Annotated in this window: 23 protein-coding genes; 19 read left to right on the forward strand and 4 right to left on the reverse strand. The window is 38.1% G+C overall.

Annotated features, from left to right (window positions below; genetic code table 11):
• Window positions 1-481 precede the first annotated feature (481 nt).
• The 5 genes from B2C77_RS05180 (at window position 482) to B2C77_RS05200 (ending at window position 5,473) form a co-directional block, all read left to right on the forward strand.
• Window positions 482-3,100 (forward strand): sigma 54-interacting transcriptional regulator, encoded by a 2,619-nt coding sequence (locus B2C77_RS05180; protein ID WP_077702674.1) that lies wholly within the window; start codon window positions 482-484, stop codon window positions 3,098-3,100.
• A 129-nt stretch (window positions 3,101-3,229) separates the two neighbouring features.
• On the forward strand, window positions 3,230-3,466 hold the full coding sequence (locus B2C77_RS05185) for a hypothetical protein (protein WP_077702675.1): 237 nt from the start codon (window positions 3,230-3,232) through the stop codon (window positions 3,464-3,466).
• Between the two features lie 19 nt (window positions 3,467-3,485).
• On the forward strand, window positions 3,486-3,809 hold the full coding sequence (locus tag B2C77_RS05190; RefSeq protein ID WP_077702676.1) for a PTS sugar transporter subunit IIB: 324 nt from the start codon (window positions 3,486-3,488) through the stop codon (window positions 3,807-3,809).
• 15 nt (window positions 3,810-3,824) lie between these two features.
• On the forward strand, window positions 3,825-5,123 hold the full coding sequence (locus tag B2C77_RS05195; RefSeq protein ID WP_077702677.1) for a PTS sugar transporter subunit IIC: 1,299 nt from the start codon (window positions 3,825-3,827) through the stop codon (window positions 5,121-5,123).
• A gap of 14 nt (window positions 5,124-5,137) precedes the next feature.
• Window positions 5,138-5,473, forward strand: coding sequence for a PTS sugar transporter subunit IIA (locus B2C77_RS05200; RefSeq protein ID WP_077702678.1), 336 nt, complete (start codon window positions 5,138-5,140; stop codon window positions 5,471-5,473).
• A gap of 216 nt (window positions 5,474-5,689) precedes the next feature.
• Here the strand turns inward: B2C77_RS05200 and B2C77_RS05205 are convergent, their stop codons facing one another.
• Together B2C77_RS05205 and B2C77_RS05210 are read right to left on the reverse strand one after the other, a co-directional pair.
• A complete protein-coding gene (locus B2C77_RS05205) occupies window positions 5,690-6,286 on the reverse strand; it encodes an HAAS signaling domain-containing protein (protein ID WP_077702679.1) in 597 nt (198 codons plus the stop codon).
• Window positions 6,264-6,623, reverse strand: a complete 360-nt coding sequence (locus B2C77_RS05210; RefSeq protein ID WP_237342700.1) for a PadR family transcriptional regulator — start codon at window positions 6,621-6,623, stop codon at window positions 6,264-6,266. Before B2C77_RS05210 ends, B2C77_RS05205 begins: the two co-directional genes overlap by 23 nt.
• Window positions 6,624-7,013: 390 nt before the next feature.
• Here B2C77_RS05210 and B2C77_RS05215 point away from each other — a divergent pair, with 390 nt between their 5' ends.
• The 3 genes from B2C77_RS05215 (at window position 7,014) to B2C77_RS05225 (ending at window position 9,223) form a co-directional block, all read left to right on the forward strand.
• Window positions 7,014-7,667 (forward strand): aminoglycoside 6-adenylyltransferase, encoded by a 654-nt coding sequence (locus B2C77_RS05215; RefSeq protein WP_077702680.1) that lies wholly within the window; start codon window positions 7,014-7,016, stop codon window positions 7,665-7,667.
• Window positions 7,668-7,693: 26 nt separating this feature from the next.
• Window positions 7,694-8,728 (forward strand): S66 family peptidase, encoded by a 1,035-nt coding sequence (locus B2C77_RS05220; RefSeq protein WP_077702681.1) that lies wholly within the window; start codon window positions 7,694-7,696, stop codon window positions 8,726-8,728.
• Window positions 8,729-8,992: 264 nt separating this feature from the next.
• Window positions 8,993-9,223: an excisionase family DNA-binding protein gene (locus tag B2C77_RS05225; RefSeq protein ID WP_077702682.1), complete on the forward strand. Its 231-nt coding sequence runs from the start codon at window positions 8,993-8,995 to the stop codon at window positions 9,221-9,223.
• 259 nt (window positions 9,224-9,482) lie between these two features.
• On the opposite strand, the gene B2C77_RS05230 is transcribed toward B2C77_RS05225, so the two are convergent.
• Together B2C77_RS05230 and B2C77_RS05235 are read right to left on the reverse strand one after the other, a co-directional pair.
• On the reverse strand, window positions 9,483-10,913 hold the full coding sequence (locus B2C77_RS05230) for an aldehyde dehydrogenase family protein (protein ID WP_077702683.1): 1,431 nt from the start codon (window positions 10,911-10,913) through the stop codon (window positions 9,483-9,485).
• Window positions 10,914-11,095: 182 nt separating this feature from the next.
• On the reverse strand, window positions 11,096-12,082 hold the full coding sequence (locus tag B2C77_RS05235) for a DmpA family aminopeptidase (protein WP_077702684.1): 987 nt from the start codon (window positions 12,080-12,082) through the stop codon (window positions 11,096-11,098).
• A 281-nt stretch (window positions 12,083-12,363) separates the two neighbouring features.
• On the opposite strand from B2C77_RS05235, the gene B2C77_RS05240 reads away from it, so the two are divergent.
• The 11 genes from B2C77_RS05240 (at window position 12,364) to B2C77_RS05290 (ending at window position 20,761) form a co-directional block, all read left to right on the forward strand.
• Window positions 12,364-13,485, forward strand: a complete 1,122-nt coding sequence (locus B2C77_RS05240; protein ID WP_077702685.1) for a CdaR family transcriptional regulator — start codon at window positions 12,364-12,366, stop codon at window positions 13,483-13,485.
• A 247-nt stretch (window positions 13,486-13,732) separates the two neighbouring features.
• Complete coding sequence (glcD, locus tag B2C77_RS05245) at window positions 13,733-15,145, forward strand: glycolate oxidase subunit GlcD (protein ID WP_077702686.1); 1,413 nt, start codon at window positions 13,733-13,735, stop codon at window positions 15,143-15,145.
• Window positions 15,146-16,516: a (Fe-S)-binding protein gene (locus tag B2C77_RS05250; RefSeq protein WP_077702687.1), complete on the forward strand. Its 1,371-nt coding sequence runs from the start codon at window positions 15,146-15,148 to the stop codon at window positions 16,514-16,516.
• Between the two features lie 617 nt (window positions 16,517-17,133).
• Window positions 17,134-17,388 (forward strand): metal-sensitive transcriptional regulator, encoded by a 255-nt coding sequence (locus B2C77_RS05255; protein ID WP_077702688.1) that lies wholly within the window; start codon window positions 17,134-17,136, stop codon window positions 17,386-17,388.
• Window positions 17,389-17,633: 245 nt separating this feature from the next.
• Complete coding sequence (locus B2C77_RS05260; RefSeq protein WP_077702689.1) at window positions 17,634-17,993, forward strand: rhodanese-like domain-containing protein; 360 nt, start codon at window positions 17,634-17,636, stop codon at window positions 17,991-17,993.
• Between the two features lie 68 nt (window positions 17,994-18,061).
• On the forward strand, window positions 18,062-18,415 hold the full coding sequence (locus B2C77_RS05265; RefSeq protein WP_077702690.1) for a rhodanese-like domain-containing protein: 354 nt from the start codon (window positions 18,062-18,064) through the stop codon (window positions 18,413-18,415).
• Between the two features lie 185 nt (window positions 18,416-18,600).
• Window positions 18,601-19,080 (forward strand): DsrE/DsrF/DrsH-like family protein, encoded by a 480-nt coding sequence (locus B2C77_RS05270; protein ID WP_077702691.1) that lies wholly within the window; start codon window positions 18,601-18,603, stop codon window positions 19,078-19,080.
• 26 nt (window positions 19,081-19,106) lie between these two features.
• Complete coding sequence (locus B2C77_RS05275; protein ID WP_077702692.1) at window positions 19,107-19,406, forward strand: rhodanese-like domain-containing protein; 300 nt, start codon at window positions 19,107-19,109, stop codon at window positions 19,404-19,406.
• Window positions 19,407-19,417: 11 nt separating this feature from the next.
• Entirely contained in the window at window positions 19,418-19,990 is a 573-nt protein-coding gene (locus B2C77_RS05280) for a sulfurtransferase TusA family protein (RefSeq protein ID WP_077702693.1), read from the forward strand.
• Between the two features lie 18 nt (window positions 19,991-20,008).
• Window positions 20,009-20,407 (forward strand): DsrE/DsrF/DrsH-like family protein, encoded by a 399-nt coding sequence (locus tag B2C77_RS05285; protein ID WP_077702694.1) that lies wholly within the window; start codon window positions 20,009-20,011, stop codon window positions 20,405-20,407.
• A gap of 126 nt (window positions 20,408-20,533) precedes the next feature.
• Window positions 20,534-20,761 (forward strand): sulfurtransferase TusA family protein, encoded by a 228-nt coding sequence (locus B2C77_RS05290; protein ID WP_073011143.1) that lies wholly within the window; start codon window positions 20,534-20,536, stop codon window positions 20,759-20,761.
• Window positions 20,762-20,872 lie beyond the last annotated feature (111 nt).

Raw genomic sequence — 20,872 nt, forward strand, 5'->3', positions numbered from 1 at the left:
CGATACCAATAGTTTTTAATACCTGAATTTTTCCTAGTAGTAATTTTTCAATAAGCTAACGAGGCTCATTTTTCAAGTTGTGTCCTCGTTTATTATGCATCTAGTAAATAAAAAAAGAACCCAGTTCTGATAGATTAAATCACCACAAAATACCTGACTCCTTTTCCGCAGCGGTCACATTTGATTTTTGATAAATAGTCCTGCCTCCTTCTACTTTTTTTAATGTTGAAAGACCAAGGGGCTCGTATACTAAAAATAACTAAAAATAGACAACGTTTTCTAAGGAGTGGAGTCATCTATTGCGAAAAAACTCACATGCCTTCTATTTTGTAATTTATTTTACATGCATTCATAATGGATTTTGATTGTTGGCTACTGAAAATGCCTTACAGCCTCTAAGAGCAAAGGGTATCTATGTAATTATTTGTGTAAGCTGTTACAATAAAAGAGTGTAAAGATAAATGTAAATGAGGTTTCGATAATGAGTAAAATAAACGAAGTAAAAGCGGTGCTACGTACAGAATCAGGCAAACGGGAAGGGGTAACAGCGAAAGGTGTCAGCGGGCTTTTGCATATTGATCGTTCTACGGCGAGTCGCTACTTAAATGAGTTAGTAAAGCAAAAGGATGCCGTAAAAGTACCAGGAAAACCAGTGAAATATATCGCAAATATTCACGCGGAAGAGACAGACTTAAACTATGCAGAAGGTATTGGCAAAAGTTTGCGTCCTATTTTAGAACAAGGGATGGCAGCTTTATTATATCCTTCGCGAAATATCCCGATTTTACTTACGGGGGAAACAGGTACGGGGAAAACGTATCTTGCAGAAACTTTATGCAAATTAGCTAGAAAACGGATGAGCGATCAAGGGGATGTCCCATTTGTAACTTTTAACTGTGCAGATTACGCTCAAAATGCAGAGTTGTTAGTAGGACAAATTTTCGGGGTGAAAGAAGGCGCTTTTACGGGTGCAAATGAAGATCGAGCTGGTCTTGTAGAGAAAGCTGATGGAGGTATTCTATTTTTAGATGAAATCCACCGCTTACCTCCTTCTGGTCAAGAGATGTTGTTTTATTTAATGGATAAAGGTGTTTATCGTGTGCTAGGAGAAGCGACGAAAGATCGGTATGCTACGATTACAATTATCGGAGCGACCACCGAAGATCCGCATAAGGCATTACTTCCTGCTTTAGTTCGGCGGTTTTCGATTAAATTGATATTACCGTCGTTAAAAGAGAGAACTCGGGAGGAAAGAGAAGAGCTTGTCAATTATTTCTTGCGCCAAGAAGCAAACAAAATGGATACGAGCTTAGCTATAACAGATCAAAGCCGTGAAGCGCTGCTCTTATATCCTTGTCCGGGAAATATAGGTCAATTAAAAGGTGACATTCAAATTGCCTGTGCACATGCTTATTTACGTTACTTAAATAAACAGGAGGAAAAAGTAACAATTCAAATAGCAGATTTACCAGATAATATTGCTAGCTTCGGTAGCTCTTCTTCTTTAGAACAACGGGAAGTAACTTCTACCATTGAAGGGGAAAAAGCGATTAGTGAGCATCTCCCTAATATTTATCAAAAAATAGCTAAACAAGCGGATCATCAATCGATTCATATAACGATTCAAAAATATATTGCTGATTTATCAAAGAAATATCGTCAGCCCGACTTTGTGCAGCAAGGGTGGCAACAATTAATTGATGAGGATTTGTTTCATGCTTTATTAGACGCTAAAAATCGACTATCTTATTTGCCCGTACATTTTAATAATAATCAATTGTATGTGATCGGTTTACATTTACAAAATTATCGCAACCATCAACATGAAGCAAGGGAAGAACTCCCCATTGTTGTGCATCATAACCCAGCGTACCGAGAAGCGGCGCAACAGTTAGCTACCCATTTACATACAACGATAGGATTAGCTTTACCAGAAGAAGAAATTGCCTTATTGGCTCACTTTTTAACGGCTAATGAAAGCAATGTGCTTCACGCTGAGCAATCGATCGCGGTTATTTTAGTTACACACGGGGCAACTACTGCTTCCTCCATGGCCGAAGTGACAAATACGTTATTAGGAAATGAAGTCATTCAAGCGATTGATATGCCATTACATGTTTCAGCTACAGAAATATATCAGCAGGTAAAGCAAAAGATAAGTACGATGACACATATAAAAGGTGCGCTCTTACTTGTAGATATTGGCTCCTTGATCACGATGGGAGATGCGATAAAGCATGATTTGGATGTGCAAGTAAAAACCTTATCGAGTGTTAATTTACCGATGGTATTAGAAGCTGGTAGAAAGTCACTTACTTCCAATGTGAGTTTAGAAGAAATTTATCAAGCTACGAAAAAAGCAATGACTATTTTTGTGAAGGAGAAAACAAATTATTCCCCAGTAGAAAAAAAGCGTATGATTACTACCGTTTGTTTTACAGGAGAAGGGGCTGCGCAATTACTAGAATCGTGGATTGAGGATCAATTAGCAGAAGTAGATGAGGATGTTCTCATTCGTTCAGTGCGCATTGATCCGACTACAAAAGATGCCTCCATGTTGGAGGAGTTAAAACAACATTATGATATTGTCGCTATTATTGGAACAGTTCCTGTTACGATAGAAGGAGTGCCTTATATTCCTGCTTGGGAGCTTTTACAAGAAGAAGGCATTGCGAGAATGACTAAATTACTAGAAGTGACGCGAAAATCTCCGAAATTACGAGAGGGAGAAGTAAAGCAGAATGAAGTCTTTCCACTTGTGTCTAAAGGGCTTGCGGAAATTGTCACATTTATTAATCCGCAATCATTAGTAGCAATTTTAAATGATTATATGGAACCTATTGCAACCTACTATCATTGGGATGTAAATAGAAAATTAGGGATGTGGATGCATCTTGGTAGTTTAATGGATCGTTTAGTAGGTGCAAAATTGCAAAATAATATGGAACAGTTGCTTGCATCTGTGCCAATCGATCGGCAATTCACAGTAGCGGCAGGAGAAAAGGAAATTTGGGAGCCGTTGTTTGCCAAGTTAGAAGCAAAATACCATCTCCCAATTTATGAACCAATTCGAAACGCATTACAAAAATTATCGCGTTAATGTGTGCAGAAATCTTGCACACATTTTTTTTATTGGCTGAAACCCTTGATTTTAAAGGGTTTATTTGTGTTGGCATTATTTTTGCATAATAGTAAGTGGGAGGACACAAATCAGAGAGGAGGGAGGATAGTGAAGAAGTTTTTAACGATGTATGCCGTACTATTTACAGCGATATGGGTTGGGTATGGTATATATGCACTGTGGACGAATCAAGAATCTGCACACCTCATTTTAGGACTTGGGGTCGCTTTTTCAATCGTCATTTGTTTAGCTTCATGGTTTTCTTATTGGCTTATGCGTCACTATAAAAGAGTGGATAGCATGGCGAAGAACATTTTAAGTAATTCGAAAAACAAAACGAAATAATAGATGGGAGAAATGGAAAATGGAAAACAACCAAGAAATCAAATTAATTATTTTATGTAGTTGGGGAGCAACTTCCAGTCAATTAGCGAAAAAAGTGCAAGATGCAGCGAAAAAAAGAGGTCTGTCTGTAACTGTTGATGCAGGAGGTACAGGAGAATTTAAACAGAAAGCGAGCAATTACAATGTAGCTTTACTAGAACCGCAAGTTCGTCATTTGAAAAAAGAAGTGACTAAAACAGCAGAGCAATTTGATATCCCAGTTGATTTAGTGGATCAACGTGCTTTTGCATTGATGGATGGCGATAAAGTATTGGATCAAGCTTTAAAATTAATAAATAAATAAGAGGAGGCGTGAACAATGATTGAATGGTTAGAAGATCATTTGATGGAACCTTTGGGTAAAATTGCGCAAAACAAATATTTACAATCAATTCGTGATGCCTTTGTTATTTTTGCTTTACCGGTTATTATAACAGGAGCTATTTTCCTGATTATTGCCAATCCACCATCAGCTATTGATTGGGGACCGATTCAAGCATGGGAAAGAGCAGTGGCCCCCATCCAAGCCGAATTGTTATTTCCATTTAATTTAACATTTGGTTTAATGGCTTTAACGGTATCATTTGGTATTGGCTATAGTTTAGCAACAAGACATGATATGGATGCGGTGATGGCAGGTATACTATCTATGTTGGCCTTTTTCATGACCGCTTTTCCTGTAACGGACATTACGAAAGTTCCCTTTGGTGATATTTTAAATTATTTAGGTGGACAAGGATTGTTCGTTGCGATCATTTTAGGGATTGCTACAACAGAACTCATGCGGTTTTTAATTAAGAAAGGATTTACGTTTGAAATGCCAGCGGGAGTACCCCCATATGTGATGCGAACATTCCGAGCACTAATTCCATTTATGATTATTTTACCGCTTGTTTGGATTATCTCTTGGATCGTCTGGGCGAACTATGAAGTAACACTTCCGCAATTAGTACTTGATTTATTCAGTCCATTAGTTAGTGCGTCGAATTCGTATTGGGCAGCAATTGGTATGAATCTTTTAATGCTTATTTTATGGTCCATTGGTATTCATGGAATGAACGTTGTTTCTTCTGTTGCCTATCCATTTTGGATGACACAGCTAGCGGAGAATGCGGATGCTGTGAAAGCAGGTACAGAAGCAACTGGTATCGTTACAGAGCCATTCTTCCATATGTTTACACATATTGGTGGATCTGGTGCTACGCTCGGGCTCGTCATTTTTATGTTGTTCTCCGCTTCAGCACAATTAAAACAAGTGGGGAAAACAGCGATTATCCCATCACTGTTTAATATTAACGAGCCAGTTATTTTTGGAGTGCCAATCGTGCTGAATCCAATTTTAATTATTCCATTTGTTTTAGGACCAGCAATTATTGTTACTGTAAACTACATTTTATTTGCGACTGGCATATTACCACCGGTCATTATTCAACCACCATTTACAGTACCTATTTTCCTTGGCGGATTTATTGCCACAGGTGGATCATGGTTAGCGGGATTAGTGCAAATTATGAACGCCGTCATTGCAACGGTAATTTACTACCCATTCTTTAAGAAATATGAAAAACAATTAACTATGCAGGAAAAAGAGGAAGAACCAGCAGCAGTAGGCAACTAAGAGGAGTGTTAGAAATGAACGGAGAAGAGATTATGATGCAGCTCATACTGCACGGCGGAAATGCCCGCGGTGCAGCTTATGAAGCATTAGATGCCGCGGAAGAATATGATTTTACGGAAGCAGAAAAGAAACTGGAAGAAGCACATGAAGAATTTGTTAAAGGCCATAAATATCAAACAGAATTGATTCAAGGGCAAACTGAAAGTGCGACGCCAAGTTTTTTCATGATCCATGCGCAAGATCATATTATGACAGCTCAAGCGGAAATTCAGTTAATTAAGCGTATGGTTACGCAGTTGCGAAAAACAGAGAGTATAGAGAAACGATTGGAAAAGTTAGAGAAGAATTAAAAAAGTTTACTACTTTATCCCATAGATCCAAAAGGTCTATGGGATAGTTTTTTTGACTTAAATCCACGTTAGGTCTATAGGATGATAGCGTAGTTAAATGAGGCATAGTAAAAAATACTAAACGTAATGCGTTTGCTCTTTCTTCCCTCCATTCATATTTTGCTATCTTCCAATGATTACAGTATGCTACCTTATAACCAGCTTTTCATGAAACAATTAACTCATCACCCGTTTATAAACCCGATGAAATAAGCCATAACATAGTCCAATAAATATCCAAAAACTAATTAAATAGGTGATTGTATAGGCGTTAATTTCCCCTTGAAGCCAAAATAAGAAAAGGGAGGCAGGGAACAAAACGAAAGGGATAATATACTTGAAAGCACGTAATGTTTGCACTTCTAATTTTCGCCACTCTTTTTTTAAGAATAGATGAATAATAGAAATAGCTACCCCAAGCATACCTGCAGTTAACTTGCCAAGATCATAAATATCTAGAAATTGCGCAAGTAAAGTCCCACTTGCCGCACTCCATAAGCCAATAATAAAAACAGATACAGTAAGTTGATCGAAATTATTTGTGCTGGAAGAGGTTACATAGGATTCTGCTAAAACATTAGGAGAATGGAAGGTTTGAAGTATAAAACGTTCGGCGTCTTCTTTGCTAGTTCCTTGTTTCGTTTGTTCCATGATGGCATTGGAGAAATGATCCTCAATTTCAGCTACGATGGCTATTCGTTCCTCTTTCGGTAACTCCATCAGCTCTTCTTCTAATTTTCTTAAATAGGTATCAGTGCTTTTGATCTTCATCATCCATGACCTCCTTCTGTAATTTCCATAACAAATCCATGGATTCTTGAAACAAATTTAAACGTTCTGTTAAAACTTGGGCGCCTTTTGTAGATAGTTGGTAGTACTTTCTGCGTAAGCCCGTAACTGGGTTATCCCAATACGTATCTACTAGCTCGTTCGCTTCTAATCTTTTTAAAAGTGGATAAATAGATCCATCCGAAAGCTCAAACATGGGATTGGATTTTAATGCTTTTGTAAGTTGATATCCATACACAGCACTGTCTTTCATTAGGATCATAACAGCGAGTTCAGCAAGGCCTTTTCGAATTTGAATAAACCACCTATCATGATTGGTCAATGTTTCTACCTCCTTCCTTATATAGGGAACTCCATTGAAATTTGTGAATCTTGTATGGGGAAAAGAGTTTGTATTCTTTATTCTAAAAAAATCGGTAAAATGGAGTGGTTCACTATGAAATATTATTACAACAAAAATAGGTGTTAATACTACATATATATCTTTGGCATCTATTATAACATAAATCATTCGAAATTTACAGAAAATTTCTGGAGTTTATAGGAGGAGTCCTTGATGTACAATTAATTATTTGAAGTTCCTAATTTGTTAGCTTTTAGAGTCGCACTACAACTTTTTAATAAACGTACACATATGGTTCGTTGGATTATGATATAATTCCCTATAATTAGAAAAAGTCGAAAAAATCAAGCTAGTGAAAGGAGTATCTCGATGCGAACGGAACAGGAAATGATGCAGCTTATTATGCAAACAGCGCATCATTTTGTTTATTTGATGCAATTTAAGGATGGAAATCGGCTTGATTTAACATTGATTCCGGAAGAAAAGCTTGCTTCGTTTCAACCATTTGATAGTTTAAGCGTGTTATTGATGGATAAAGATCAGTTAATTGGCGAATTACCTCCACCTAGTGAACGAGATTATTATATTCAAAGACCAACAGAGCAAGCATATGCAGATAAGTGCAATGAGTTTTGGTGGATTTGTTTGAATATTAGTAAAGGATTATGGCGGGAAGAGATAACGTACACGATGTTTATGTACGAACAAATTAACCGCAATGTACTTATGCAAATGATCGATTGGTATATTGGTGTGAAAACGAATTTCTTAGTTAGTGCAGGAAAGCTTGGCAAGTACTATCCCAACTATTTAGATGAAGAGGACTGGGAGAAATACAGGAAGACATATAGCTGCGGCAAGGATGTTGATCGGATTTGGGAAGCATTATTTACGATGTGTGACTTATTTACGAAGTTATCCAAACATGTGGCGCATACGCTTGATTTTGCGTTCCAGCAAGAAGATGTAACGAATGTCATGATGTATATGAGGCGCATAAGAAAACTTGAAAATTACGGATAAAGGGGTATAGAAAGGTAGTGAGAAACATGTTGATGAAACCAAATAAGCTGCAAAAAGGGGATCGTGTGGCAACAGTGAGCCCAAGTTGGGGTGGGGCAGGTGAAACGGAACTTCGCAATCGTTATGAAATTGGTGTAAGGCGGTTAGAAGAGGTGTTTGGGCTGGAAGTTGTGCCAATGCCTAACAGTTTAAAAGGTGCCGCATATGTCTATGAAAACCCACAAGCTCGTGCGGAGGATTTGATGCAAGCCTTTCAAGATCCAACCATTAAAGCGATTATTGCCAACATTGGCGGGGAAGATAGTATTCGACTCTTACCATACATTGATTTTTCTGTCATTCGTAATCATCCGAAGATCTTCATGGGCTATTCTGATGCAACAATGGTGCATTTGTTCTGTTACAAAGCAGGTCTATCCTCTTTCTACGGTCCAGCCATATTAACCGATTTTGCTGAGAATGTGGAGATGCATGAATATACCATTGATTTTATCGAGCGAACGCTTTTTTCTCAGAAACCGATTGGCAAAGTGGAAGCAGCCAAGGAATGGACGAGTGAGTTTTTGGATTGGTTCGTCCCTGCAAACAGCCAGATAAAAAGGAGTATGCAACCGAATAACGGATACGAGTTGCTACAAGGAAAAGGCATTGTTTCGGGGCACTTAATCGGTGGATGTATGGAAGTATTGGAATTTGCCAAAGGGACAGAGCTTTGGCCGAAAATGGATCATTGGAAGGATGGCATGTTATTTTTTGAAACATCAGAAGAAAAACCATCACCAGACCATGTGAAACGTTGGTTAAGAAATTATGCTGCCCAAGGCATTTTGCACGTAGTAAACGGTATGATTTTTGCAAAACCGCAGCAAGAGCAGTATTATGAAGAATATAAAACTATAATTGGGACAGTGTTACAAGAGTATGATTTAGAACATTTGCCAGTCCTGTTTAATTTGAACTTTGGCCATACAGAACCGAAATTTATTTTGCCTTACGGAGCAATGGCGGAAATGAATTGTGAGGCAAAGACATTTTCAATACTAGAAAGCGGTGTGCAATAACCTTGTCTTGTTTGTGTGTTATTTCATGCCGTATATTTTAGAAATGAGATTGAAATACTACAAAAGGAAGCTCAGCTGAAGTTCATGGGGAGCTTCGTGTTCGTTACGGTATATTTCATTTAATTTTGTCGAAGAATTATCGGCTATCACCATGATTCGCTTTGGGAGAGAAAACAGTTGCAGACAAGTATGACTTTCTATTAGATATACGATCGCTTTCTCCATAAAAACAGGATACTTTTAGGAAGGAAGGAATGAGGATGTATGTACATGACGATTCCTGAAACAGCAGAATATTTGTCTATGAATGAAAAGCAATTACATGCACTTGTGTTGCAAGGGAGAATTAGAACTGTGCATGATGGTGAACAATTTCTAATTAACAGTGAACAATTTCAAACCCATTTTGAGCAGGTGGAAAAATATCGGGCGATGATTCAAGACTACCTCAATGAACCGATTCCTGAAGATTTGGACGTGAAAGATGAAGATTAAATAAAGACTCGTGTTAAATAGTCTTGGTCTATTCGATGCAAAGCACAATTTGATATGCTAATCTTTGATGGAGAAAGCCTGTTTGGTTTATCTGTTGTTATAACACCTAATGAAGCCGCATAATAGTAAGTTATTATGCGGCTTCGTCATTTAATAAATCTTAACTGAACAATGGGAAACGCTTTGAAGAAACGTTCTGGGAATTGTGCCATAGAACAATAAAGGCAGCTACTTTGAAGCTATGCTAAGTGTCGATTGTTCATGAAGATAACCCCATAATCGCTTTTACTTCGAGGTACTCCTCAATACCGTAGTCGCCCCATTCTCTACCAATACCCGATTGTTTATAGCCACCAAACGGAGCAAAGAAATCGGTCTTTCCGTCATTCACCGTAATTTGTCCGGCTTTTATATTGTTGGCTACGTGAGCAAGTGTCCGCTTATCTTTGCCGACAACGTAACCTGCCAGACCATAAATCGTATCATTAGCGATCTCTAGCGCTTCATCTAAATCATTATAGGTGATGACAGAGAGGACAGGTCCAAAAATTTCTTCTTGAGCAATGACCATATCATTGGTTACATCTGTAAACACGGTTGGCTTTACATAATAGCCTGTCTCTAAGCCTTCTGGTTTTCCAGTGCCACCGAGGAGTAAAGTTGCTCCTTCATGAATCCCCTTTTCAATATAGGATTGTACCGTATCCCATTGATCTTTAGATATAAGCGGCCCTGTTTTTGTTTCTGTTTGTTTTGGGTCTCCATATTCAAAAGAGGAAACAGCTTGTTTGACTGCTTTTTCAAATGCCTCTTTTTTCGAAGTTGGAATAATTGCTCTTGTTGCTGCAGAGCAAACTTGACCTGTGTTCATCATAATATTCCAAGCCGCAGTTTTCGCGGCTTTTTCCATGTCTGCATCTTCTAATACGACAAGTGGTGATTTCCCTCCAAGTTCAAGAGCTACTTTTTTAATTGTTTCTGCTCCATTTTTCATGATTTTTTCGCCTACTTTTCCTGAACCTGTGAAGGAGACAAAATCAATATCTGGATGTTTGCTAATGCCATTTCCAATCGTTGAACCAGAACCGTTTACTAAATTAAACACACCTTTTGGAACACCAGCCGTTGCCAAGATATCAGCTAGCATCATGGCTGCAAAAGGTGTCATCGAAGCTGGTTTTAATACCATGGGACTACCGGCTGCAATCGCTCCCGCTATTTTTGTCGAGGTCTGATTAGTTGGGAAGTTCCAAGGTGTAATTAACCCACTTACACCAATTGATTCTTTGCGAATTTTATGATTTCCTCGATTTTCTTCAAAAGAAAAGTCTTTTAATGCTTCGGCTGCATGCTTGAAATGGTTATATCCCATGGTGTAGTGAACATTTTGGGAAATAGATACTGGAGATCCTAGTTCTTCTGTAATTACGTCAATCAGTTCGTCTTTTTTATTTTCATACTCATTGGCGATGGCTTCCAACAATTGGATTCGTTCTTCTTTTGACGTTTTTGAAAAAGATGGGAAAGCTGCTTTTGCTGCAGCCACTGCCTTATTGAGGTCTTCTTCGGTTCCAGAACTAATCTCACCAATCACTTCTTCGGTCGCAGGATTGCATACTTGGATCGTTTCGGAACCAGTTGAGCCGATCCATTCACCGTTAATAAAATAATGGTTTAGATTTGTTCGCATAGTGATCCTCACTCCTTCGTAAATGTGGTTGTAGAGGAGGTGTTCCCTGTGGAATATCTCGTTAAACTTTTGTTAGATAAAACATCGCTCATTATGCAATGAGGCTCGTGCATTTTTAAAGTGGTGTGATCCTACCTGTTAGCATAATGAGATGAGTATTCTCTTGTGAATGCATTCTGTTTCTATAAAGGGGCCTTTGTTACAATTCGTCCCTTTCTTCCTTCTGTCGTCTCTGCCATTTGTAAAGAGCGGATAACCGATTCTTCAATAATTTCAACGACCGCTTGGAACAGCTGGTTCATTAACGGATGATCATCCCGTAAATAATCAACGGTTTGTGTGTAGGAATCGGAAGCGTGTGGGACTTTATTCGCAGTTGAAAAAACAATGGCAATGTCACCGCTGCCGTTCGCTAATTGACTACCAGTGCGCCCAAGACCCGCAGCACAACGTTTAGCAAGTCGTTGTAATTGTCTCTCGAGTAGTGGTGCATCTGTTGCTAAGATCATCATGATGGAACCATCAGGGGTATCTTGTTGGACTGGCTCCCAACGAGCAAAGAGCGCATCACCTCTTTTGCCGAAGTTACTTAATACGATCCCGCCAATTTGATAGTTTATGGATTTATGTGAAACGATACGTGAAGCTGTTCCGATTCCCCCTTTATAACCAAAGCATACCATCCCTTTTCCCGCACCGACTGAGCCTTCAGCTACAGGCGAGGTGCTAGCTGATTTAATCGCTTTGACAGCATGTTCTGGCTTGATTGCAGGGTAGCGCGCTGTATTTAAATAACTGTCATTACATTCCCCGACAACAATATTAATGGAACTTGTCGTGTCGCCAATTTCTTCTGTTGTATCGAGCATATAGTCGAGCGTTCCTTGCCAAACAGAACCAACGCTAAATGTATTTGTCAGCATAATTGGTGATTCCACAAGTCCAAGTTCATTTATTTGAACTAATCCTGCTGTTTTGCCAAATCCATTTAACACAGCACTCCCGGCATGGACTTTATGACGAAATAGGTTGCCTTTATGCGGCAATATGGCCGTTACTCCAGTGCAAATAGTTTGTTCCTCATCTAATTTTTCATATAACGTGACATGTCCAATTTGGACTCCTGCAATATCCGTAATACAATTATGGCTCCCTTTTTTTAAATTCATCTGAGTAAACTCCTATCCATAAAAAACTTTATACATGCTAAAAAATTAATAGAATTATTTGAATAGGACAAGTCTAAAGGATGAACAGAATAGTTGCAAATAAAAGGGACGGAGCAATAAACAGATGAGAAGAAAAACAAAAACGGCATTTCCCTTCCTTTTTTCTATCTCGCTTTGCTTTTTAATAGCAATATCGAAATACGCCTGTAGCTGATCGAAAGACAGCTTTATTGTTTGCGTGATAAGATAATGTAGAAATACAAACGAGTAGGTGAAAAGCATTGGAAAATATTCTGCTGCAAACAGATCGGCTCTATAACTCGATTGTTCAGGAAATGAATCGGCTTATTAAGGAAGAAGTGATTGTAACAGATCAGCAAGGTTATATTGTGGCGAGTACAGATGCTAAACGAATTGGCAGTTACCATGAAGGTGCTTGTATAGCAATGCAACATAAAGAAAAAATGATCATGTCAAAAGAGTTAACCAAAAAACTACATGGCGTAAGAGAAGGCGTCGTGTTTCCAATTGTGATTAACAAAATTCCTTTGGGTGTCCTTGGGATTACTGGTAACCCGTCTATCGTAGAGCCATATGCTAGATTGGTACAAAAAGTGACAGAATTATTTATACAAGATTCGCTAACTAGAATAAATCAGGAAAGCAAAGCACGTGACGTGGAATTTTTTATTTTTGACTGGCTCAATCAAACAAGCAGCTATACGAGTTTAGTTGAGAGAAGTAAATTTTTTCATATTAACATGGAAGCTTATAAGCAAGTAGTTGTATTTAAAAGAAAAGAATTAAAAACTGGATTTTCGTACCATCGATTTGAAAAGTTGAAATCTGTTTGGGATGATTTCGTCGGTGCTTTGTTTGTAAGGTGGGGGCAAGACCGAATTGTCATGTTAGTTGAAGCAGTAGAGGCATCGTTATTAGATCATTGCCTACGCAAATGGATCGCTGCTGTATACCAAGAATTAGATGAACATTTGTATGCTGGGGTTGGAAATATTGTTGAGCCAGAGCACTTATCGGCATCGTTTTCGCAAGCAGTAAAGGCAAGCGAACATGCTGATGGGACAAATCCTGTTGTGTTTGAAGCGGATTTACGTTTTGAAATGCTCGAACATGAAATTAGTGCGCAAACAAAAGAAACGTTTATTTGTCGAACTTTAAAAGAGTTAGTAAAAGAAAAAGAGCTAATGAAAACGCTAGCGAGCTGGTTTTCTCATGATATGCAAATGCAAGTTACGGCGAATGCTTTACATATTCATAAAAATACATTGCATTACCGGCTAAATCGAATTGCAGAAATTACTAATTTAAATCTTAAAAAGTTGGATGATGTTATGTTATTGTATATGGCCTTTCGCTTATCATCATGTAATTATAATAAGTAATAAAATGTAAAGTTGCTGAAGTTCAAAATGACAAAAGTTATAGCAAGCGCGGAATCTAGAATTTGATATACGAACCACGAAATGTTACAGCTTGTAAGCAGATTTCATATAAATTGTTTTTATAATTAAAAACTTGTACATTGAACCAAAAGAAGGCGTTATCTCTGCTGAATTTTTGTTCAAATATACATTTCTTTTTCTTTTAATTTTTCTTAAAATAGAATTATTACTATGTAGGAGAATGTGTATGTTAAATAGGGATGTAAGAGAAAAGCTAATCGCAATTGTCGGGGAAAATAATGTAGAAGATAACAATGCAAGTTTACTAGCTTATTCATATGATTCTACGCCACGGTATCAGACATTACCTGATGCAATGGTAGCACCGAGAAATAAACATGAGGTTTCAGCGGTGGTGAAAGTTTGTAATGAACATCAAATACCAATTGTACCTCGTGGGTCTGGGACAAATCTATGTGCTGGCACAACGCCTTCAGAAGGAGGAATAGTGCTTATTTTTAAGCACATGCGAGAAATTTTAGAAATTGATGAAGAAAACTTAACTATGACCGTACAGGCTGGGGTATATACAAAAGATATTTTAGATAGAGCGAAAGCAGTAGGTCTTTTCTATCCGCCAGATCCAGGTTCGATGCACATATCGCAAATCGGGGGGAATATTAGTGAGAACTCTGGTGGACTGCGAGGGCTTAAATATGGTGTGACGAGAGATTACGTGCTTGGACTTGAGATCGTTTTGCCAAACGGTGAGATCATTCAAACTGGTGGAAAGCTTGCCAAAGATGTAGCGGGGTACGATTTGACAAGATTGTATGTCGGAGCAGAGGGGACGCTTGGGGTTATTACCGAAGCGATCTTAAAGCTTGTTCCACAACCAGAAACAAAACAAACGATGCTTGCCCTTTATCATGATTTAGCAGCTGCCGCGGAAAGTGTGTCAGCGATTATTGCCAACCGCATTATTCCTGCTACCTTGGAATTTTTAGACCAAGCGACAGTGCAAGTTGTAGAAGACTATGCCAAAATTGGACTGCCGACAGAAGCGAAAGCAGTGCTATTAATTGAACAAGATGGGTCACCTGAAGTAGTCGCTCGTGATATGGAAAAGATTGCGTCGTTATGTAAAGATAATCAAGCATTTGACGTACAGGTGGCGCAAACAGATGAAGAGGCAGAGCAATTGACGGCAGCGCGGAGAACAGCGTTATCCGCGCTATCTCGGTTAAAGCCGACAACTATTTTGGAAGATGCTACGGTGCCGCGCTCGAAAATTGCAGCAATGGTAAAAGCAATTGGGGAAATTGCTGCAAAGTACGAGCTAACTATTTGTACATTCGGTCATGCTGGTGACGGAAACCTCCATCCGACATGCCTTACAGATGCTCGTAATGAGAAAGAAATGGAATTAGTAGAAAAAGCATTTGCAGAAATTTTTGAGAAGGCGGTTGACCTTGGAGGAACGATTACAGGTGAACACGGTGTCGGAATGATGAAGCTTCCTTATTTGCATTTGAAAGCGGGAGAGCATGGAGTTGAGGCGATGCGCCGTATAAAGCAAGCGTTAGATCCCCATGAAATTATGAATCCAGGAAAAATGTTTGACCCGCTCACAAAGCAAAGTAAGGAGGTGGAGAAATAAATGGATACACAAGAAAAAGCACGCATTCAGACCGCTTTTCAAGAAAAAATGGATTATGATGAACTAATGAATTGTACGCGTTGCGGATTTTGTTTACCAAGTTGTCCAACATATGTTGAAACAGGAAGAAATGAAGTCCATTCACCACGTGGGCGAATCGCTTTAATGAAAGGTTTGGTCGACGGGGTGATTGAACCTAGTGAAGAAGTGAAAGAATCTATTGACCTTTGTCTTGGCTGTAGAGCTTGTGAACCCGTGTGTCCTTCTGGTGTGAACTTTGGCAGATTATTAGAGCAAGCAAGGGATGCGATTTATCAAAGCAAAAATCCAACATTACCAGAAAAAGTAATGAAGGGGATCTTTTTAAAAAATATTTTCCCTCAACAAAATCGCATGATTGGGCTGACTGGTTTACTGAGCTTTTACCAACGTTCTGGTGCTCAAAAACTTGCACAAGCAACTGGCGTCATGAAACTTTTTCCTGAGACGATGCGCACCATGGAAAAAGTGCTTCCAGATGTTCCAAAGCGTTCTGCAATGAAACGACGCCCACATCACTTACAGCCACTCCACAGAAATCGTACCAAGAAGATAGCGTTTTTTTCTGGCTGTTTAATGGATACCATTTTTATGGAAACAAATGATGCTACCATGAAGCTATTGCAGTATGCAGGGTGCGAAATTGTTGTTCCTAAAATACAAGCTTGCTGTGGAGCATTACACGGACATAGTGGGGAAATGGATCATGCTCGAGAAATGGCAAAATGCAACATTGCTGCTTTTGAAGAAGCTGAAGTGGATTATATTATTACAAATGCGGGTGGATGCGGTGCCTTTTTAGTGGAATACGCTCATTTATTAAAAGATGATCCGCAATGGCATGAACGTGCAGAGCGCTTTTGTGCGAAAATCAAAGATATCACTCGGGTGTTAGTAGAACTTGAATTTCATAAACAGCCGTTGTCTTTACCGGAACAAGTCGTTACGTATCAAGATTCTTGCCATTTGAAGAACGGTCAAAAAACATTTATGGAACCAAGGCAATTGCTAGAGTCAATTTCCGGTGTTCAGTATGTAGAAATGAAAGATGCAAGTTGTTGCTGTGGTTCAGCAGGCATTTATAATATTGTTCAATCCGAAATGTCGATGCAAATCCTTGATTATAAAATGGAACAAGCAAGGAATACGAATGCGAAAACGATTGTGACGACGAATCCAGGTTGTCTACTGCAAATGAAGCTAGGTATTGAAAGAGAAGGTTTGTCTAAGGAAATGAATGCCGTGCATATTGTCGATTTTTTACTGGAAGCATATGAAAGAGCAAATGATAAAGAAGCGACAAGCAAGCAAGTTGCAGCTTCAAAAGTATGAAAGATTGGAGAGACCGCGGTTTTGTAGCGGTCTTTCCTTGTACTACTAGGAAAGTATAAAAGTTTAAAGGTTTATAGTATAAGAAAACTACAGTTTCGTTATAAGACTTGACGGTAAACCTTTTTTTCTAATTCTTATGAAAGAATAAAATGTTTATGATTTATAGATAAGCAAAAAGACCGCATTTTCGCTATAAAAATTTGATGATAAACCAAGTTATTCTAATAAGAAACGAAAATTGTTGACAAAATACCTAAGGGGGTATAAAATGGGTTTGTAGCATGAAAATGATGCACCAATGAGGATGGTCTCGTGGTCAACTTATTTTATATTATACAAAGAATGAAATCGTAGATTTGGAGAAAAGTCAAGTTTTCTATCATTATAGGAAAGTATAAAATCATCGCCCAGCAACGAGGCGACTTCACGATATTGCCCTAAGCTAAGTCATTATTGGTTCGTTGCTAAGAGGAAGGCCGACTAAAAACGGGCTAGCGCCCACGTCGGTATAACTCTGTTTTAGTGATGATTCCTAAATCTTTCGTTAATTTCGTAAAGATAGCAGTTTGAACATGAAGTGGATTTAGATATAACTTTGAGGAAAGGAGTAGACGATCATGAAATACGATGCAAAAGTAAAAAATCGTATGAAACGTATAGAAGGACAAGTAAAAGGTATTATTAAAATGATGGAAGAAGAAAAAGATTGTAAAGATGTCGTCATGCAGTTATCAGCTGTAAAGAGTGCCTTAGATAGAACTTCAGCACTTGTAGTTAGCAAAAATCTGGAGGCTTGTATTCGTCAAGCAGATGATGAAGATGCAGAACCTTTAATTAATGAAGCGGTCAATTTGCTTGTAAAGAGTAGATAAAGCATCTTTTTTGCACGATAGATTTGAGGCTGGTATAAAAAAATACGCTTATTTGGTAAAAGGATAGTTCTAAACAAAGAAAACCAGTTGGTCTAGTCATACTTGTTTGATCCATGTGTGTCTTAATATATTATTACTCACTCTTGATACTATGATGGATAACATGAAGAGCTATTAGAAAACAAAACCGATATATAAAAAATTTTTCGAAAATAATACCTATACCCCTATAAGGAGAGAGTGATATGGAAATAGTGCAATGGGTGCTCATTGCTATAGCAGTTGTGTTTATAGTTAGTAGGTTTATGCCGGTAAAAGGCGTGACACAAATGACTGTACAAGAAGTAAAAAACAAGTTGAAAGATAGAAAAGTACAATTTATTGATGTCCGTACCCCGCAAGAATATAAGGCAAATCATCAAAAACCATTTAAAAACATACCGTTACACGAGCTAATGAATCGTTGTAACGAATTAGATAAGCAAAAAGAAGTCGTCGTTATTTGTCAAAGCGGTATGCGTAGTATGCGTGCAGCAAAAATATTAAAAAAACAAGGATTTGGAAAAATAACTAACGTAAAAGGTGGCATGGGTGCCTGGATATAGGGGGAGAGTGCTGTTAGAGATAATAGGCGAATATCAACGTCTAAATATACTATACAAGGAGTCGTAGTATGGCATTGTTGTTTATGAGTATAGTTGTTCTAATTCTATATTTTTCCTACCAAAGATATTTCCCTGTACGGGGAGTTAGTAGCTTAGATGAAGATGAATTATTTGTTAAAGATGATCAAACCGTTTTAGTTGATTTAAGAGATTATAATAAATCTTATAAAGATGCGCTGGATCGAGCTTTATGTTTACCGTTAGCTTATTTAAATCGGCATTATCAAGACATTCCAAGCAACTCTGTTATTTTAGTTGCTTCAAATAGTGTAGAAAAAAATATTGCTGCTAGATTTTTATGCAACAAGGGGTATGCTGTCAAAGGCTACTATGTAAGAGACGAAAAAAGCTGCTCTGATTAGTGAGTAGCTTCAAAGCGAAGGTGAAGCGCCGTATCATTTTACCGAGTAACATGGCAGATGAATTTATAGTTGACAAATCATTAGATAATAAATATTATTAACAATAGTGATTAAACAAGTCACCCATTTTTTTATAGTGAACAATACCCCTACGCCTATATATATAAAAAGAAAGGAGTTTATGGATGGCTGAAAAAAAGAGGACGACAATTATTCTATTTAGTGGTGAATACGATAAAGCGATGGCTGCTTATATTATTGCTAATGGTGCTGCTGCCTATGATCATGAAGTAACGATTTTCCACACATTTTGGGGGTTAAACGCACTACGCAAAGATAATCAAGCTCCTGTAAAAAAAGGCTTCTTGGAGAAAATGTTTGGAAAAATGATGCCGCGTGGTGCTGATAAAATGGGACTATCTAAGATGAATTATTTAGGAATGGGGCCAAAAATGATGAAGCAAGTCATGAAAAAGCATAATGCTATGCCACTTCCTGATTTAATTTCTATGGCGCAGGAGCAAGACATAAAACTACTTGCTTGTACGATGACAATGGATTTATTAGGTTTGCAAAAAGAGGAGTTGCTCGACAATATTGAGTACGGTGGCGTAGGAGCATATGTCGGAGATTCCGAAGATGCAAATATAACCTTATTTATATAAAACAAACAGCTCTTGGAGGGTGAAAAATGAAGGAAATTACAACACAAGATTTGATAAAGAAGTATCAACAAGATCAACAAATAAAGATTATTGATGTTCGGGAAGATGATGAAGTAGCGCTAGGGAAGGCCCCTGGAGCACTCCACATCCCATTAGGAGACGTAGCAAATCGTGTCCAGGAATTAAACAAGGATGAACATTATTATGTCATTTGCCGTTCTGGTGGTAGAAGCGCCACTGCATGTAAAATTTTAGCAGAAAACAACATTGATTGTACAAACATAGCTGGAGGCATGCTTGCTTGGGATGAAGAAGTAGAAATATAGGAGGAATGAAGATGAGTATTACTGCAAATGAAGTATTAGATGCCAAAGGGCTATCTTGCCCTATGCCAATTGTTAAAACGAAAAAAGCGATTAGCAATTTAAAGGCTGGAGAAGTTATTGAAGTGCAAGCTACAGATAAAGGTTCTACAGCGGATATAAAAGCTTGGTCTGAAAGCACAGGGCATCAATACATTGGCACGGTAGAAGAAGGAGACGTGTTGAAACATTACATCCGCGTAGCTAGTGAAGCGGAAAAGAAAGAAGAAACGAAGCATGATAACGTGGTTAATTTAAATGACTTACAAAAGAAAGTAGAAGCAAAGGATACTATTTCTATCCTTGATGTGCGTGAGCCGGCAGAATTTGCCTTTGGTCATATACCTGGGGCAATCAATATTCCTTTAGATCAATTGGATACAAGACTAGAAGAATTAGATAAAGAAAGAGAATTATATGTTATATGCCGGACGGGAAGCCGTAGCGATTTAGCTTCGCAAAAGCTTACTGCTCATGGATTTAAGGATGTGATCAACGTTGTTCCAGGTATGACCAAGTGGGAAGGATCACTTGAAAAAAATAACTAAATATGGAGGAATAAAAACATGGCAAATACAAAAGTGGCAATTATTGCAGCAAATGGGGGACTGTTTGATGCATATAAAGTTTTCAATTTAGCAACAGCAGCTGCAGCATCGGATGCAGAAGTAGGCATTTTCTTTACATTTGAAGGATTAAATTTAATTCATAAGGAAGCTCATAAAAACCTTCCATTGCCAGAAGGAAAAGAGCATTTTGAGGAAGGCTTTAAACAAGCAAATGTACCATCCATTGCAGAATTATTAAGTATTGCGCAAGAAATGGATGTAAAAATACTAGCCTGTCAAATGACAATGGATGTAATGAACTTAGAAAAAGATCAGCTCGTTGATGGTATTGAAGTCGCTGGTGCAGCATCTTTTATTGAATATGCGAAAGATGCCAATATGACGCTAACATTCTAAACTAGGAAATAAACGAGTGAGTTACTTTATTCTAAATGGTAGATTATATTAGATAAATGTATTTAAAATCAGGGATATCCCTGTTTGACGCAGATATACAGTCAAATTTAAAGGAGGATTTTATTTATGGAAGCAGCAAAAGTATTAGACGCAAAAGGGTTAGCATGCCCAATGCCAGTAGTAAGAACAAAGAAGGCGATCGAAGAAATAAATGCAGGAGAGATTTTAGAGGTGCATACAACAGATAAAGGTTCAAAAAGTGATTTAACGGCGTGGGCTAAGTCTGGTGGGCATGAATTAGTAAAAGAAGCCGAAGAAGGCGATGTATTTAAGTTTTGGATTAAAAAGGCTTAATAACATTTCTCGGGGGCACTTTCCCCCGAGACTAGAAAACGATCTGAACGTTTCCTAATAATGTAATAAGTGAATTGGAGGTGGCTCCATTGGGATGCAAGGCGCAAAATC

This window comes from Virgibacillus dokdonensis, from assembly GCF_900166595.1.
GTDB lineage: Bacteria > Bacillota > Bacilli > Bacillales > Amphibacillaceae > Virgibacillus > Virgibacillus dokdonensis.